This window comes from Sphingomonas sp. GV3, from assembly GCF_031082075.1.
In the GTDB taxonomy this organism is placed as follows: domain Bacteria; phylum Pseudomonadota; class Alphaproteobacteria; order Sphingomonadales; family Sphingomonadaceae; genus Sphingomonas; species Sphingomonas beigongshangi.
This window is the reverse complement of record NZ_JARWLE010000001.1, coordinates 2,377,603-2,392,801: the sequence shown is the minus strand read 5'-3', so window position 1 is coordinate 2,392,801 and position 15,199 is coordinate 2,377,603. Positions and strand designations below refer to the sequence as shown.

The 15,199-nt window shown below is 65.7% G+C and carries 17 protein-coding genes; 10 read left to right on the top strand and 7 right to left on the bottom strand.

Going from position 1 to position 15,199, the window contains the following annotated elements:
* Positions 1–33: 33 nt before the first annotated feature.
* The 6 genes from hpf to RF701_RS11415 are packed head-to-tail and all read right to left on the bottom strand — an operon-like array spanning position 34 to position 4,252.
* Complete coding sequence (hpf, locus tag RF701_RS11440; RefSeq protein WP_203309086.1) at positions 34–627, bottom strand: ribosome hibernation-promoting factor, HPF/YfiA family; 594 nt, start codon at positions 625–627, stop codon at positions 34–36.
* Positions 628–679: 52 nt separating this feature from the next.
* The gene (dnaQ, locus tag RF701_RS11435; protein ID WP_308815020.1) at positions 680–1,372 is read right to left on the bottom strand and encodes a DNA polymerase III subunit epsilon; all 693 of its coding nucleotides are present in this window, start codon (positions 1,370–1,372) and stop codon (positions 680–682) included.
* Between the two features lie 7 nt (positions 1,373–1,379).
* Complete coding sequence (gene coaE / locus RF701_RS11430) at positions 1,380–1,976, bottom strand: dephospho-CoA kinase (protein WP_210357480.1); 597 nt, start codon at positions 1,974–1,976, stop codon at positions 1,380–1,382.
* Positions 1,973–2,797, bottom strand: a complete 825-nt coding sequence (locus tag RF701_RS11425; RefSeq protein WP_308815019.1) for a shikimate dehydrogenase — start codon at positions 2,795–2,797, stop codon at positions 1,973–1,975. Before RF701_RS11425 ends, coaE begins: the two co-directional genes overlap by 4 nt.
* Positions 2,794–3,387, bottom strand: a complete 594-nt coding sequence (locus RF701_RS11420; protein ID WP_287980131.1) for a nucleoside triphosphate pyrophosphatase — start codon at positions 3,385–3,387, stop codon at positions 2,794–2,796. The genes RF701_RS11425 and RF701_RS11420 overlap by 4 nt, the downstream gene beginning before the upstream one ends.
* A gap of 49 nt (positions 3,388–3,436) precedes the next feature.
* Entirely contained in the window at positions 3,437–4,252 is an 816-nt protein-coding gene (locus RF701_RS11415) for a pyruvate, water dikinase regulatory protein (protein ID WP_210357483.1), read from the bottom strand.
* Between the two features lie 395 nt (positions 4,253–4,647).
* Between RF701_RS11415 and hemE the strand changes: the two genes are divergently transcribed.
* The 4 genes from hemE (at position 4,648) to RF701_RS11395 (ending at position 8,607) form a co-directional block, all read left to right on the top strand.
* Complete coding sequence (hemE, locus tag RF701_RS11410; protein ID WP_308815018.1) at positions 4,648–5,667, top strand: uroporphyrinogen decarboxylase; 1,020 nt, start codon at positions 4,648–4,650, stop codon at positions 5,665–5,667.
* An 84-nt stretch (positions 5,668–5,751) separates the two neighbouring features.
* Positions 5,752–6,198: a CopD family protein gene (locus tag RF701_RS11405; protein WP_308815017.1), complete on the top strand. Its 447-nt coding sequence runs from the start codon at positions 5,752–5,754 to the stop codon at positions 6,196–6,198.
* 280 nt (positions 6,199–6,478) lie between these two features.
* Positions 6,479–7,735 (top strand): transcription termination factor Rho, encoded by a 1,257-nt coding sequence (gene rho, locus RF701_RS11400; RefSeq protein ID WP_203309094.1) that lies wholly within the window; start codon positions 6,479–6,481, stop codon positions 7,733–7,735.
* Positions 7,736–7,914: 179 nt separating this feature from the next.
* On the top strand, positions 7,915–8,607 hold the full coding sequence (locus RF701_RS11395) for a TerC family protein (RefSeq protein ID WP_308815659.1): 693 nt from the start codon (positions 7,915–7,917) through the stop codon (positions 8,605–8,607).
* A gap of 36 nt (positions 8,608–8,643) precedes the next feature.
* On the opposite strand, the gene RF701_RS11390 is transcribed toward RF701_RS11395, so the two are convergent.
* Positions 8,644–9,345, bottom strand: coding sequence for a dienelactone hydrolase family protein (locus RF701_RS11390; RefSeq protein WP_308815016.1), 702 nt, complete (start codon positions 9,343–9,345; stop codon positions 8,644–8,646).
* A gap of 71 nt (positions 9,346–9,416) precedes the next feature.
* Between RF701_RS11390 and RF701_RS11385 the strand changes: the two genes are divergently transcribed.
* Genes RF701_RS11385 through RF701_RS11360 form a run of 6 tightly spaced genes read left to right on the top strand, consistent with a single transcriptional unit; the run spans position 9,417 to position 15,104 of the window.
* A complete protein-coding gene (locus RF701_RS11385; protein ID WP_203309096.1) occupies positions 9,417–9,656 on the top strand; it encodes a DUF6489 family protein in 240 nt (79 codons plus the stop codon).
* Between the two features lie 3 nt (positions 9,657–9,659).
* Positions 9,660–10,934, top strand: a complete 1,275-nt coding sequence (gene mnmE, locus RF701_RS11380; RefSeq protein ID WP_308815015.1) for a tRNA uridine-5-carboxymethylaminomethyl(34) synthesis GTPase MnmE — start codon at positions 9,660–9,662, stop codon at positions 10,932–10,934.
* Between the two features lie 54 nt (positions 10,935–10,988).
* Positions 10,989–12,824: a tRNA uridine-5-carboxymethylaminomethyl(34) synthesis enzyme MnmG gene (gene mnmG, locus RF701_RS11375; RefSeq protein WP_308815014.1), complete on the top strand. Its 1,836-nt coding sequence runs from the start codon at positions 10,989–10,991 to the stop codon at positions 12,822–12,824.
* Complete coding sequence (gene rsmG / locus RF701_RS11370) at positions 12,821–13,426, top strand: 16S rRNA (guanine(527)-N(7))-methyltransferase RsmG (RefSeq protein ID WP_308815013.1); 606 nt, start codon at positions 12,821–12,823, stop codon at positions 13,424–13,426. The genes mnmG and rsmG overlap by 4 nt, the downstream gene beginning before the upstream one ends.
* Positions 13,423–14,202, top strand: a complete 780-nt coding sequence (locus RF701_RS11365; protein WP_210357488.1) for a ParA family protein — start codon at positions 13,423–13,425, stop codon at positions 14,200–14,202. The genes rsmG and RF701_RS11365 overlap by 4 nt, the downstream gene beginning before the upstream one ends.
* On the top strand, positions 14,199–15,104 hold the full coding sequence (locus tag RF701_RS11360; protein ID WP_308815012.1) for a ParB/RepB/Spo0J family partition protein: 906 nt from the start codon (positions 14,199–14,201) through the stop codon (positions 15,102–15,104). The genes RF701_RS11365 and RF701_RS11360 overlap by 4 nt, the downstream gene beginning before the upstream one ends.
* Positions 15,105–15,199 lie beyond the last annotated feature (95 nt).

Genomic DNA, 15,199 nt, shown 5'->3' with positions numbered 1-15,199 from the left:
GCCCCATAACGGGTCCGGCGGGGGCAGGAAAGGTCAGCTGCCGGCCTGTACGCGCTGGGGCTCGACCCAGCCGATCGTGCCGTCACCACGACGATAGACCATGTTGTACGCCCCCGTGCCGGCGTTGCGGAAGAGCAGCGCGGCGGTGTTGCGCAGGTCGAGCATCATCACCGCGTCGGACACGCTGGCATCGGGTACGTCGACCCGCGTCTCCGCGACGATCAGCGGCGCGTCGCCCGCCTCGTCTTCCGCCGGCTCCTGGAACAGCGTATAACCCGCGCTATTGTCATAGCCGGCGTCCTCCTGCAGCTGGACGACCTCGCTCGCATTGCGGTCCTTCAAGCGGCGCGAATAGCGGCGCAATTGCTTGTCGATCTTTTCAGCCGCGCCGTCGAAGGCGAGATGCGCGTCCTGCGCTTCGTGGCGGCCCTTGAGGACGAGACCGCGCGTCACGTGCATGACGATGTCGCATTTGAATCCGACGTCGTGCGGCCCCTTGCCGAACGTGACCTCGGACGAAATGGCACGGGCGAAATACTTCGTGGCGATACCCTGAAGCCGGTCGCTCACATGATCCTTGAGCGCGTCGCCGGTGGCGACCTGGTGACCAGAAATCCGGATATCCATCGTGTTCTCCATGATGTTGGGGCCGACCTGTTGGCCTTCGCCCGGGGTGATGTCATGCGGACGATCCTGCCCCCCACAACGGATCGTCCAACGTAGCAACAAACGCGGCATGCACCGCAAGTTCCGCCTCGGGTGCGACGAAGCGCCGCGGCGGCCGGACGACACTGGGCCGGCGCACGACGATGTCGGCCGCCGCCCCGGCGACGCTTTCCCTGACGAGGCCCAGCCCGATCTGGCGGCCGCCCATCAGTTCGACATAGACCTGCGCGAGCAGTTGCGCGTCGAGCAGCGCGCCGTGCAGCACGCGGTGCGAGCGATCGATGCCGAAGCGCGAGCAGAGCGCATCAAGCGTATGCTTGGCACCGGGATGCTTCTGACGCGCGATCGCCAGCGTATCGACCATGCGGTGCATGCCGATGAGCTTGCGTCCGCAGCGGCCGAGTTCACCGTTGATGAAGCTGAAGTCGAAACCGGCATTGTGGGCGATCAGAGGCGCATCGCCCAGGAACTCGATGAGCGCCTCCACCGCCGCGCCGAACAGCGGCTTGTCGGCCAGGAACGCGTCGGAGATGCCGTGCACCGCCTGCGCCTCGGCCGGCATGCTCCGCTCCGGATGGTAATAAGCGTGGAAGGTGCGCCCCGTTTCGACGCGGTTGATCAGCTCGACGCAGCCGATCTCGACGAGGCGGTCACCCCCGGCGAAGCTCAGGCCGGTGGTTTCGGTATCGAACACGATCTCGCGCATGCCAGCGTTATCCGCCCGCGCGCGTCCGCATGCAAGCGAGGACATCGCGCACCGCCGCCCGCGTGGCGTCCAGCGAGCCACCGGTCGGGATGACGAAATCGGCGCGCGCGCGTTTCTCCGCATCGGGCAACTGCCGCGCGAGAATTGCGTCAAACTTCGCCGCCGACATGCCCGGTCGCATGAGCACGCGGGCGCGCTGCACCTCGGCGGGGGCGGAAACCACCGCCACCGCATCGACCTTCGCATCGCCGCCCGTTTCGAACAGCAGGGGCACGTCGAGGACCACGACAGGCGCCCCGGCATTGGCAGCGAGGAACGCCAGACGCTCCGACGCGACCGCCGGATGGACGATGTCCTCCAGCCGCCGCATTGCCGCCGCATCGTGTAGAACTGCAGCGCCCAACGCCGCGCGATCGACACCCGCCGGTCCGGTCGTCCCCGGGAAAGCCGCCTCTATCGCCGCCACAACGCCACCACCGGGCCCCTGCAGCCGATGAACGGCCGCATCGGCGTCGAACACGGGCACGCCCTCCGCCGCCATCATCGCGGCGACGGTCGACTTGCCCATGCCGATCGACCCGGTCAGGCCGAGCAGCAGCGTCATGCCGTCAACAGCTCGCGCAGGGCGTCGTCCCGGTCGCGCGGCGGCTCGGCGCCGAAGAACAGCTCGAACGCCAGCGCCGCCTGACCGATCAGCATTTCCAGACCGTCGACCGTTTCCAGTCCACGATCGTTCGCCTGGGCGAGAAGGTCGGTCTCCAGCGGCGAATAGACGATGTCGTAGACGATCGCATCCTCGCGCAGCGGGGCCAGATCGACGTCGAGCGGCGGCTGGCCAGCCATGCCGAGCGTGCTGGCATTGACCAGTAAAGCGGTATCCGCCGCCAGCGGGTGGGTGAGAGGCCGTGCCTGGCCCTTCAGCCCGAAACCGGCGAGCAAGGCACCCGCTTTCAAGCTATTGCGGTTCATCACGGTGACGGGTCCGACGCCCATGCGCGCCAGCGCGAACAGCACCGCGCGCGCCGCACCGCCCGCGCCGATCACCGTCACCGACTTGCCGACGAGGTCGAATCCGGCGAGCGGTGCGTAAAAGCCGCCCGCATCGGTATTCGTGCCAACCGCGCCGCCATCCTCCGCGCGAAAGACCGTGTTGATCGCGCCGATGCCGCCGCGCACATCACCGCGATCCTCGACGTGGTCGAGAGCAGCGAGCTTGTGCGGCATGGTGATGTTGCACCCGCGCCAGTCGGGATCGGCACGGCGTTCTGCGAAAAAGGCGGGCAGCTCGTCCACCGTGACCAGCGTCTTGCGATAATCCGCCTCCAGGCCGAGCGCTTCGAGCCAGAATCCATGGATGATCGGCGACTTGGACTGCGCGATCGGGTCGCCGATCACCTCGGCATAGGGACGGCGGCTGGCAGTCATGACGGCATCACCTTTCGCACGCGCAGATAATCCAGCACGGCCAGCAAGGGCAGGCCGAGCACGGTGAACTGGCTGCCCTCGATCCGCGAGAAGAGCTGCGCACCCGGTCCCTCGATCCGGTAGCAGCCGACGCAGCCGCTGATCGCGGGCCATTCCATGTCGAGATAGTGGTCGATGAAGGCGGGGGAGAGGGGGCGGACGTGCATCTTCGCCGCCTCGACGTGCCGCCACACCGGGCGGCCATCCTCCGCGATGACGGCCGCACTCCACAGCTGGTGCACGCTACCGCTCAATCGCGACAGATGGTCCGCCGCCTCGTCGCGGCTGGTCGGCTTGTCGAGCAGGCTGCCGTCGGCGAGCGCGACGACGCTGTCGCTGCCCAGCACCAGCCGCTGCGGCGCACGGGTCGAAACCTTGATCGCCTTCAGTTCGGCCAAAGCATCGGCGAGGTCCCGCGCCTTCAGACCGGCGAGGCTCGCCTTGGCCGCCTCTTCGTCGACACCGGCGGCGGTCGCTTCGAACGGCACGCCGGCGGCGGTCAGCATCGCCCGGCGTGAGGCGCTTTGGGAGGCGAGAAGGAGAGGGGTCATACGCGTCATCTAGGTTGCGCCGGCGAACTTGTCGAAGGTGCCCGGCGGATCAATCCTCCAGCGAACGCTGGTTGGCCAGCGCGATGATCGCCGCCGCCGTTTCTTCGATCGAACGGCGGGTCACGTCGATTACCGGCCAGCCATTGTCGGCGAACATCCGACGCGCATAGGCGATCTCGCGCGTTACCGCCTGTTCCTCGACGTAAGGCGTGTCGGGCTGTTGATTGAGCGACAGCAGGCGATTGCGGCGGATCTGGATCAGGCGATCGGCGCTGGTGGTCAAGCCGACGACCAGCGGCCGCTTGAGATCGAACAGCGTCCTGGGCGGCGGACTTTCGACGACGATCGGAATGTTCGCGGTCTTCCAGCCGCGGTTGGCGAGATAGATGGAGGTCGGCGTCTTGGACGAGCGCGATACGCCGGCCAGCACGATGTCGGCTTCCTCCCAATCCTCCCAGGCGATGCCGTCATCATGCGCGATCGTCCACTGGATGGCATCGACACGCGCGAAATAGGCGGCGTCGAGCGCGTGCTGTCGTCCCGGACGGGCCTTCGCCTGCTGGCCCAGCAGACCAGACAGGGCGTCGTTGACCGGGTCGAGCGGCGCCACCGCGGGCAGGCCGAGGGCCAGGCACCGTTGCTCCAGATTGCGCCGCGTCGCGGGATTGACCAGCGTATAGATGACGAGGCCGGGGTTCTGCGCGATCTCCTGAAGAATGCGCTCCAGATGCGCCTCGGTCCGCACCATCGGCCAGAAATGGCGCACCGTCTCGACGTCGTCATATTGCGCCAGCGCCGCCTTGGCGATGTTCTCCAGCGTCTCGCCCGTCGAGTCCGACAGCAGGTGCAGATGAAGGCGCATCATCGGCTGCGGCCTTCCGCCGGACGGGGGTAGCAGCACCGCGGGCGTCGATGGGTGAGGGTGGGAAGCGTGAGGGTGGATCGCTCCACGCCCCGGCACCGATCTGTGGAAAACATGGGGGCAACGAATAGGGCAACTTTGCCACCCGGCCAAGCGACCGCCGCCCCGTGGAAAAGCCGCATTTCATCCACATCCGCGTCCACAGGGAGCAAAGTTATCCACAGCCTGTGAGAGTCGGGAATGCGGGCGCCCGAATCGACGGCGTTCCGCCGATCCTTGCCGGTCAAGCTGTGGGTGATTACGGGATGAAACGCTTTATCCCGTTACCCACGTGCCAACCTCTTCATCATCCTCTTTCTTGAATCTTCTTATATAGGAAGAAGGCCCTGACCGACCCTGTGAACAAGCCGTTGCTCGCCGCGCTGAAGGGGGTTCGCCAATCCGCGCCTCCGATCTGGCTCATGCGCCAGGCGGGACGGTATCTGCCGGAATATCGCGCGCTGCGGGCGGAGAAGGGCGGCTTCCTCGCGCTCGCGACCGACCCGGTCGCGGCGGCGGAGGTGACGATGCAGCCGATCCGCCGCTTCGGCTTCGACGGCGCGATCCTCTTCTCCGACATCCTCATGGTCCCCTGGGCACTGGGGCAGGACCTTACGTTCGGACCGGGGGAGGGGCCGCGCCTCGCCCCGCCGCTGATCGATGCGCGGCTCGAGGCACTCGCGCGCGTCCCCGATCGGCTGGAGCCCGTCTATGCCACGGTTGCCCGCGTCGCCGCGATGCTGCCGGCCGAGACCAGCTTCCTGGGGTTCGCCGGATCGCCCTGGACCGTCGCGACCTATATGGTCGCCGGACAGGGCTCGAGGGACCAGAGCGAAACCCGCGCCTTCGCCTATCGCGACCCGGCTGGCTTCGGCGCGATCATCGACGCGATCGTCGCCACGACGATCGACTATCTTGCGCGCCAGATCGAAAGCGGTGTCGAGGCGGTGCAACTGTTCGACAGCTGGGCGGGCAGTCTGTCGCCAGACCAGTTCGAGCGGTGGGTGATCGCACCCAATGCGGCGATCGTCGCGGGCCTGCGCGCGCGCTGCCCCGACGCCTGCATCATCGGCTTCCCGAAGGGGATCGGCGGCAAGCTGCCGGCCTATGCGCGGGAAACGGGTGTGGATGCGATCGGGCTGGACGAGACGGTCGATCCCGGCTGGGCGGACGCCGTGCTGCCGCAGGGCATGGCCGTCCAGGGCAATCTCGACCCGCTCGCCCTGCTCGCCGGGGGCGATGCACTGGAGGCGGGGATCGATCGCGTGCTGGCGGCCTTCCCGGATCGTCCGCACGTCTTCAACCTCGGCCACGGCATCGGCCAGCACACGCCGATCGCGCATGTCGAGCGGTTGATCGCGCGGGTGAGGGGCGGATGAGCGAAGGGCGGCACGCGCAATCGCCGCCCTCGTCTTCCGTACCATGTTCCGGCATGACGCCCCGTTGAAGGAAGGGATCGTTCGATGGACTGGCTGCAGGCGCATTACCTCTGGATCGTCGCGATCCATGTCATCCTGGTGATTTTCTGGATGGCGGGCATGTTCATGTTGCCGCGCTATCTGGTCTACCATCAGGAGGCGCTGGTCGCCGGGCGCGATGCGGAGGCGGTATTGTGGCGGGAGCGCGAGGGAAAGCTGCGCGGCATCATCCTGACGCCCGCCATGGTCGGCGTATGGCTGCTGGGCTTGACCCTGGCGACGGTCAGCCAGCAATGGGGGGCAGGATGGCTGCACGCCAAGCTGCTGCTCGTCCTGATCCTGTCGGGCTATCACGGCTGGGCGGTCGGCTATGCGAAGCGGCTGGGACGGGGCGAGATGCGGCTGAGCGGCAAGACTCTGCGCATGGTCAACGAGGTGCCCGCGCTGCTGGGCATCGCCATCGTCACACTTGCCTTCGTGAAGCCGTTCTGACCGCGACCCGCTGTCCCAGGGGGCAATACGAAGGGAGCGGGACAGCCTGACGCGGTCGTGCTTCTCGGCCGTGATCTGGGCCGGGCCCTTGCCGGTCGCGCCACCCGGATCGTTTGTTCCGCGCTTGACGCAGCCAGCGCCGGCGCTTACCTCCTAACCAGCGTGCGGAGCGGCGTCCTGCCGGTCCTTCGCGCCTCCTCCCTCCAGCTTCGGCACAGTTCGCGGTTCCTTCGCCCCGCCAAGCTTTCTCCCCCCGCATCCGCATCCGGAAAAACCTTCCATGCATCTCAAAGACTTGAAGAAGAAGACGCCCGCCGAACTGGTCAGCATGGCCGAGGAGCTGGGGGTCGAGAGCGCCTCGACGCTGCGCAAGCAGGACCTGCTTTTCGCCATCCTGAAGGTTCAGGCGGAAAACGGCGACCAGATCATGGGCCTTGGCACGATCGAGGTCTTGCCCGACGGCTTCGGCTTCCTGCGGTCGCCCGAGGCGAATTATCTCGCCGGGCCGGATGATATCTACGTTTCCCCCAATCAGGTCCGCAAATGGGGTCTGCGCACCGGTGACACGGTGGAAGGCGAGATCCGCGCGCCCAAGGATGGCGAGCGCTATTTCGCGATCACCCGCCTCACCAGCGTCAACTTCGACGATCCCGATGCGGTTCGCCACCGCGTCAATTTCGACAATCTGACGCCGCTCTATCCGGAATCGAAGCTGCGGCTCGATCCCGCCGATCCGACGCAGAAGGACAAGTCGGCGCGCGTCATCGACATCGTCTCGCCGCAGGGCAAGGGTCAGCGCACGCTGATCGTCGCGCCGCCCCGCGTCGGCAAGACGGTGATGCTGCAGAACATCGCCAAGGCGATCACCGACAATCATCCCGAGGTGTTCCTGCTCGTCCTGCTGATCGACGAGCGTCCGGAAGAAGTCACCGACATGCAGCGCAGCGTGAAGGGCGAGGTCGTCTCCTCGACCTTCGACGAGCCGGCGCAACGCCACGTCGCGGTCGCGGAGATGGTGATCGAAAAGGCGAAGCGCCTCGTCGAGCATAAGAAGGACGTCGTGATCCTGCTCGACTCGATCACGCGTCTCGGCCGTGCCTACAACACCGTCGTGCCTTCGTCGGGCAAGGTGCTGACCGGCGGTGTCGACGCCAATGCCCTCCAGCGGCCGAAGCGGTTCTTCGGTGCGGCGCGCAACATTGAAGAGGGCGGTTCTCTGTCGATCATCGCCACGGCGCTCATCGACACCGGCAGCCGCATGGACGAGGTGATCTTCGAGGAATTCAAGGGCACCGGCAATTCCGAGATCGTGCTCGACCGCAAGGTTGCCGACAAGCGCGTCTTCCCGGCGCTGGACGTGGGCAAGAGCGGCACCCGCAAGGAAGAGCTGCTCGTCGACAAGGACAAGCTGTCGAAGCAGTGGGTGCTGCGCCGCATCCTGATGCAGATGGGCACGATCGACGCAATGGAGTTCCTGCTCGACAAAATGAAGAACTCCAAGACCAACGAGGATTTCTTCGACAGCATGAACCAATAGCCGGTCGCGGCTGGCGGGGGGCCATGCCCGCCCGCCCGATGGCAAGGCATCGTATCCCGTCCGCCGCGTCGACAATGTGGAACCCGAGCGGCGCGCGAAGGCTTGATGGCTTTCGCGCGCCGCTTCGTTCATGGAAATCTCATCACAACCGGGGAGCCGTACCTTTGTCCGTCATCGCCATGCTGAGCGCCGCCGCCGCGGGCGGCGCAGGATCGCCTGCCGAGATCTGGCAGCATATCGTCAACGACTTCTCGAACATCACCTCGCCTGCCGCGCTGACCGCATTCCTGCAGGTGCTGATGATCGACGTGGTCCTTGCGGGCGACAATGCGATCGTCGTCGGGGCACTTGCAGCAGGGCTGCCCGCCGACCAGCGTAAGAAGGTCATCCTGATCGGCATCATCGCAGCGCTGGTGCTGCGCATCGCCTTTGCCCTGGTCGTCAGCTGGTTGCTCGGGCTGATCGGGTTGATCTTTGCGGGCGGAATCCTGCTGCTATGGGTTGCCTGGAAGATGTGGCGGGAAATCCGCCATGACAGCGGCGCGCATGAGATCGATGGCGAGGGGGCGGCGGTGCGTCCCGCCAAGACGTTCATCGGTGCGGCCTGGGCCGTCGCGGTAGCCGACGTGTCGATGAGCCTCGACAACGTCCTCGCCGTTGCCGGGGCCGCGCGCGAGCATCCGGGCATCCTCATCATCGGCCTGCTACTGTCGGTGGCGCTGATGGGCATCGCTGCGAACCTCATCGCCCGCTATATCGAGCGCTATCGCTGGATCGCCTATGTCGGCTTGCTCGTGATCCTCTATGTCGCTGGCAAGATGATCTACGAGGGTGTCGTCGATCCGCAGGTCGGACTGGCGACGTTATTCTGAAGTAGCAAAGGGGGGCTATAAGCCCCCCTTTCTGTGTCAGCCGAGATGTTCGGCGAAGAAGGCGGCGGTGCGATCGTCCGCCAATTTGGCCGATGCGTCGGAGCGACGCTGGCCGAATTCGGTCGCGAAACCATGGTCCTCGCCGGGGTAGTTGTACAGCGTCACCTTCGGGTGATCATCCAACCCCTCGTGCATGCGCTTCTGTGCATCCTTGTCGACGAAATGGTCCTCCTCCGGCACATGCAGCAGGACGGGATTGGCAATCGCATGCTTCTCGCCGAGCAGGCCATCGATGCCGACCCCGTAATAGCCGACCGACGCATCGACATCGGTACGTGCGGCGGTCATGAAGGCGAGGCGGCCGCCCAGGCAATAGCCGACGGCGCCTACCTTGCCGCCGTGTGGCAGCATCGTGCGGGCGGTGCGGATCGTCGCCTCGATGTCGCGGATCCCTGCGTCCTGATCGAACTTCCCCATCAGTTCGAGCGCCTGCTGCATCTCGTTTGGAACATCGGGGTCGAGCTCGACGCCTGGCGCGAAACGCCAGAACAATTCGGGTGCGATGGCGAGGTAGCCGGCCTCGGCCAGAGTGTCCGCCTTGCGACGGATCCCTGCATTGATGCCGAAGATTTCCTGGATCACGATGATTGCGGCCTTCGGCGCCCCTTCGGGTTGGGCGACATAGGCGGGAAACTGGCCGTCGTTAGCGAGCGTATCGATGGTGATGGTCTTCGTCATGGAGGTCCTCTCGCAAGCCGGGTCCGGCTGGGCTATGTCAAACGCGACAGGGCTGCAACGGGATGCATGCGATGAAGGTGACGGTGGACGTGGATCTGACCCCGGAAGAGGCGCGCCGCGCGATGGGATTGCCCGATCTTACGCCCGTCCACGATCGCTATGTCGCCTCGCTGCTCGAGGCGATGAACGGCCAAGTCAGGCCGGAGCTGCTCGAGAATATGATGAAGAGCTGGGCGCCCATGGGTGAGGCGGGCATGACGATGTGGCGGCAGCTGTTCGAACAGGTCGGGAGCGGCACCAAGAAGGGCTGAGCGTTGACGATCTTCGCATTGTCGAGCGGGGCGCCGCCGGCGGGTATAGCGGTAATCCGGATCAGCGGCGCCGAGGCCTTCGCCGCTGTAACGCGGCTGGCGGGATCATTGCCCGCAGCCCGGGAGGCGCGCGTACGTGCGCTGCGTGACGATGACGGCAATCTGCTCGACCGTGCGCTGGTCGTCTGCTTCCCCGGCCCGCAGAGTGCGACCGGCGAGGATCTTGCCGAATTGCACTGTCACGGCAGTCGCGCCGTCGTCGCGGCCTTGCTCACGGCGCTGGGCCGAATCGATGGCCTGCGCCCGGCCGAGGCCGGGGAGTTTACGCGGCGCGCGCTCAGCAATGGCCGCATCGACCTTGCGGAAGCCCGGGGTCTCGCCGACTTGCTGTCCGCGGATACGGAACGTCAGCGGATCGTGGCCCTGCGCGCGGCCGAGGGGATCGTCAGCCAGTTGGTCAACGGATGGCTCGATCGGCTGGCCATGTTGGCAGCGATGGTCGAGGCGCAACTGGATTTCGCGGATGAGGGCGATGTCGCGGTCGAAGGCGATCCGTTGATCCGCGTGCGCGACGGGATGGCGGCGTTGGCCCAGGAACTTGCCGCGGTACTTTCGGAACCGCCGGTGGAACGGCTCCGCGACGGCATTCATGTCGTTCTGGCCGGCCCACCGAACAGTGGCAAATCGACCCTGATCAACCTGCTCAGTCAGCGCGAAGTGGCCATCGTCAGTCCGATTGCCGGGACCACGCGCGATCGCATCGAAGTGCAGGTCGTCCGCGCGGGCTTGGCTTTCGTCCTGACGGACACCGCCGGCCTGACCGCAACGGATGATCCCATCGAGACGATCGGTGTGGGACTGGCAGGGTCTGCAATTGATGGCGCGGACATTTTGGTCTGGCTGGGTGATGATGTGCCGCCCCGCACCGATGCGATCTGGCTGCATAGCCGTGCAGACGAGAGGGGGCGTGAAGCGTTTCCGGAGCACCGTCTCCTAGCTGTGTCGCGGGACGATCGTGAGAGTATCGCCGCCTTGTGGGACCTGATCGCCGATCGAGCAGAGCGGCTGGTGCCCAGAAGCGATATGGCTGCGCTGCGCTCGGATGAACGCCATGCTGTATCGGTCGCGATTGCGGCCATCGCGGAGCCGTCGTTCGACGCACTTCTCATCGCGGAGGACCTCCGGGTCGCGACGCGTGCGCTTGGCACGATCCTCGGCATTGATGCCACCGAGGCCATGCTCGATTCGTTGTTCGGACGATTTTGCATCGGTAAGTGATGTTCCACGTGGAACAGTTTTGACCTCCGCCGCGACGTGACCTAGGCGTCGATCATGTTCGATGTGATCGTGGTCGGCGGCGGACATGCCGGGACCGAGGCAGCCGCTGCCGCCGCACGGCGAGGCGCGCGTACCGCCCTTGTCAGTTTCGATGCCACGACGGTTGGCGCCATGTCTTGCAACCCAGCGATAGGCGGGTTGGGCAAGGGGCATATCGTCCGCGAAGTCGATGCCTTTGACGGGCTCATCGCGCAGGCGGCGGATGCCGCCGCGATCCACTATCGCATGCTCAACCGCAGCAAGGGAGCGGCCGTACAGGGACCCAGGGTCCAGGCAGATCGAAGGTTGTACAGTCGCGCGATACAAAGCATGCTCGCCGCACTCCCCGCATTGCAGATCGTCGAGGGCGACGTCGAAGCGCTCCTGATCGATCACGGTCGCGCGGCGGGTGTGGAGCTATCCGACGGAAGCCGGATACCGGGCCGGACCGTCGTTCTCGCCACCGGCACCTTCCTCGGAGCCAAGATGTTTCGCGGCGAGGAGCGGGAGGAGGGCGGTCGCATTGGCGAACGACCCGCGAAGCGACTTGCTTACCAGTTGCGATCCCTTGGCTTGCCGATGGAACGGTTGAAGACCGGTACGCCGCCCCGCCTCGACGGGCGGACGATCGATTGGGCGCGATTGGAGGAGCAGAGGTCTGACGCTGAGCCATGGACGATGTCTTCGATGACGACGGGCCGGCTCAATCCGGAGGTCGCGTGTGCCGTCACGCGTACCAACGCCGCGACGCACGATGTCATACGCGCCGGCCTCGACCGGTCACCGTTGTTCGGCGGCGTGATCGAGGGGCAGGGGCCGCGCTATTGTCCGTCGATCGAGGACAAGATCCACCGTTTCGGCGATCGGGACGGGCATCAGATTTTCCTGGAGCCTGAGGGCCTCGATGATGCGACCGTTTATCCCAACGGCCTCTCCACATCGCTGCCGGTCGATGTACAGACGAGACTGATCGCAACCATTCCGGGCCTGGAGCGGACCCGTATCACGGTTCCTGGCTATGCCGTGGAATATGACTATCTCGACCCGCGCAGCCTCGATCCGCGATTGGCATTGCGCGCGATACCCGGCGTCTATTGCGCCGGCCAGATCAACGGCACCACCGGATACGAAGAGGCCGCGGGGCAGGGCCTAATCGCCGGACTGAATGCCGCCGCCGATGCTTGCGACCGACAACCGTGCGTGCTCGACCGCGCAACGAGCTACATCGGCGTCATGGTCGACGACCTCGTCCTCCAAGGGGTGACGGAACCCTATCGGATGCTGACCGCACGCGCGGAATATCGTCTGTCGTTGCGCGCCGACAACGCGGAGACAAGGCTGGGTACGATCGCATCGTCACTCGGCTGCCTGGGTGATGCGAGGATCGCCCATCGTGAGGCGCGGGAGAGTGCGCGCACGCGCGTCCGCGCCGAACTCGCGACCCCGTTCACCGCCACGGCGCTGGCGAATGCCGGTGTGACCGTTGCCCAGGACGGCAGTCGCCGCAGCCTGTTCGAGTGGATGCGCCTGCCCGGTGTCGCCCTCGACGCGTTCCTGCCGACCCTATCCGATATCGCGCCGCTCGACGTGATCAACGAGCTGGTCGAAGACGCGCGCTATGCGCCCTATCTCGAGCGGCAGGCGGAGGAGATCGCGCGGATGCGCCGGGATGAGCACGTGGCCCTGCCTCCGTCGCTCGACTATGCGTCGATCCCGGGTCTGTCCAACGAGATGGTGGATCGATTGCGGATGGCGCGCCCCGAGACGCTGGGCGCGGCGGGTAGGGTGCGCGGGATTACACCGGCTGCCCTTTCCGCGATCTACTTGCACGCGCAGAGGATGGCGGCGTGACCGAGGACGACGCACGGGCATGGATCTCCACCCGTTTCGGTGAAGCGAAGACGAATCTGGTCGCGCAATTCGTTGATCGCGTGAAAATCGAAAATGCGCAGCAGAACCTGATCGCGCCGTCGACGATCGACACGATCTGGGTGCGCCATGCATTGGACTCCGCACAACTGATCGAGCTGGCGGGGAAGCCGTTCAGCTCGTGGCTCGATATCGGAACGGGCGGTGGATTCCCCGGTGTTGTCGTCGCCATCCTCAGCGACGCCGAGGTGACGATGGTGGAGCCCCGTCGGCGGCGCGTGGAATTTCTCCAGCAGTGTGTCGACACGCTTGGTATCGCGCGGGGACGGATCCTTCAGGCCAAGGTCGAACAGGTCGACGGACAGTTCGATGTCATCAGTGCGCGCGCGGTCGCGTCTGTCGAAAAGCTTTTGCATGCAGCCGAGCATTGCGCCACAGCGGGAACGCGTTGGATCCTGCCGCGCGGACGATTGGAGGCGGATCACCTCGCGGCGTTGCGGCAGAATCGTCACTGGATGTTTCACGTGAAACAAAGCCTGACCGACGTGGGATCGTCGATCGTGGTGGGAGAGCGAAGAGCGTGACGGTCATAGCGGTCGCTAATCAAAAGGGCGGGGTCGGTAAGACGACCAGCGCGATCAACCTCGGCACGGCTCTCGCGGCGACCGGAAAGCGCGTGCTGTTGATCGATCTGGATCCCCAGGGGAATGCCTCCACCGGACTGGGGATCGGCCAGTCGCAGCGCGCCCGCTCCAGCTATCACGTCCTGGTCGGCGAGGCCGAGGTCGGCGATGCGGTGGTGGCGACGCGCGTGCCGCGGCTCGACCTCGTTCCGGCGACCGTCGACCTGTCCGGCGCAGAGATCGAGCTGGTCGAATTCGATGCACGTACGCATCGGCTCGACCATGCTCTGCGGCGTGCAAGCAATGCGTGGGACATCGTGCTGATCGATTGCCCGCCATCTCTGGGTCTTCTGACGATCAATGCGATGGTTGCGGCCGACAAGCTGCTCGTGCCGCTGCAATGCGAGTTCTTCGCGCTCGAGGGCCTGTCGCAATTGTTGACGACGGTCGAACGCATCCGCGAGCGGTTCAACCCCGGTCTCGCCATCCTGGGGGTCGCGCTCACCATGTATGACCGGCGTAACAGGCTGACCGAACAGGTTGCCGCCGATGTCCGCGCGGTGTTGGGGCGGGTCGTGTTCGACACGGTCATTCCGCGTAACGTCCGCCTTTCGGAGGCGCCGAGCCACGGGCTGCCCGCATTGATCTACGATCATCGCTGCTCCGGATCGCAAGCCTATATCGACCTCGCGCGCGAGCTGATCGCGCGTCTGCCGCAACAGGCGGTCGCGGCATGAGCGAACAGGGAAAGCGGCAGCGACCGGCAGGGTTGGGAAGGGGCCTTTCCGCCCTATTGGGCGAAATGGCGAGCGAGGCGCCGATCTCGCGGGATGGCGCGGCGCCGGTACCGTCAGGGGTACGCATGCTGCCGGTGAGCGCGCTGTCGCCGCATCCGGACCAGCCGCGTCGCCATTTCGATGAGGCGGCCCTCGATGAACTGGCGGCTTCGATCTCCGCCCGCGGATTGATCCAGCCCATCGTCGTGCGCCCGCATGGGCACGATTATCAGATCGTCGCGGGCGAGCGACGGTGGCGCGCGGCGCAGCGGGCGCGGTTGCACGAAGTGCCCGTCGTCGTCCGCGAATTCGACGATGCGCAAACGCTCGAGATCGCGCTGATCGAGAACATCCAGCGGCAGGATCTCAATGCGATAGAAGAAGCCCAAGCATATCAGAGGCTTGCGGGAGAGTACGGCCATACGCAGGAGGCGCTGGCCAAAATCGTGCATAAGTCGCGCAGCCACGTCGCTAATCTTCTGCGGTTGCTCGAATTACCGGATCCCGTCCAGGCGCGTGTCACCGATGGATCGCTATCGATGGGTCATGCGCGCGCGCTGCTGGGATCGCGCGATGTCGAAGGGCTTGCCGAGCAGGTCATAGCCCGTGGCCTATCGGTCCGGGAGACGGAGAAGCTGGCAAAGGGGGCCAAGCCCGAGCGCGCGGGCGGCAGGCCTGCGACGCGCGTCGTCGCGCCGGAACCCGATGCGGACATCGCCGCGCTGGAACGGCAGCTGTCCGACCTTCTCGGTCTTGGTGTGCGCGTCGCGTTCGGCGAGAAGGGCGGTACGCTGACGCTCAGCTATTCGACGCTCGATCAGCTCGACATGATCTGCCAGCGATTGACGGGCGACACGATCTGAACCCCGGAATTTGATCCACTTACGTGGAAGCCGTACCGGCCCCCACCCACAGACGGCCGCCTACGCAGGCTATAGTGAATGAGCTTCCGGGAGTG

What these genes read in the sequence shown, in the direction of transcription:
- hpf (WP_203309086.1), bottom strand. Translation starts at nt 627, where the DNA reads ATGGATATCCGGATTTCTGGTCACCAGGTCGCCACCGGCGACGCGCTC.
- dnaQ (WP_308815020.1), bottom strand. Translation starts at nt 1,372, where the DNA reads ATGCGCGAGATCGTGTTCGATACCGAAACCACCGGCCTGAGCTTCGCC.
- coaE (WP_210357480.1), bottom strand. Translation starts at nt 1,976, where the DNA reads ATGACGCTGCTGCTCGGCCTGACCGGGTCGATCGGCATGGGCAAGTCG.
- RF701_RS11425 (WP_308815019.1), bottom strand. Translation starts at nt 2,797, where the DNA reads ATGACTGCCAGCCGCCGTCCCTATGCCGAGGTGATCGGCGACCCGATC.
- RF701_RS11420 (WP_287980131.1), bottom strand. Translation starts at nt 3,387, where the DNA reads ATGACCCCTCTCCTTCTCGCCTCCCAAAGCGCCTCACGCCGGGCGATG.
- RF701_RS11415 (WP_210357483.1), bottom strand. Translation starts at nt 4,252, where the DNA reads ATGATGCGCCTTCATCTGCACCTGCTGTCGGACTCGACGGGCGAGACG.
- RF701_RS11405 (WP_308815017.1), top strand. Translation starts at nt 5,752, where the DNA reads ATGGACTGGCTGCAGGCGCATTACCTCTGGATCGTCGCGATCCATGTC.
- rho (WP_203309094.1), top strand. Translation starts at nt 6,479, where the DNA reads ATGCATCTCAAAGACTTGAAGAAGAAGACGCCCGCCGAACTGGTCAGC.
- RF701_RS11395 (WP_308815659.1), top strand. Translation starts at nt 7,915, where the DNA reads ATGCTGAGCGCCGCCGCCGCGGGCGGCGCAGGATCGCCTGCCGAGATC.
- RF701_RS11390 (WP_308815016.1), bottom strand. Translation starts at nt 9,345, where the DNA reads ATGACGAAGACCATCACCATCGATACGCTCGCTAACGACGGCCAGTTT.
- RF701_RS11385 (WP_203309096.1), top strand. Translation starts at nt 9,417, where the DNA reads ATGAAGGTGACGGTGGACGTGGATCTGACCCCGGAAGAGGCGCGCCGC.
- mnmG (WP_308815014.1), top strand. Translation starts at nt 10,989, where the DNA reads ATGTTCGATGTGATCGTGGTCGGCGGCGGACATGCCGGGACCGAGGCA.
- RF701_RS11360 (WP_308815012.1), top strand. Translation starts at nt 14,199, where the DNA reads ATGAGCGAACAGGGAAAGCGGCAGCGACCGGCAGGGTTGGGAAGGGGC.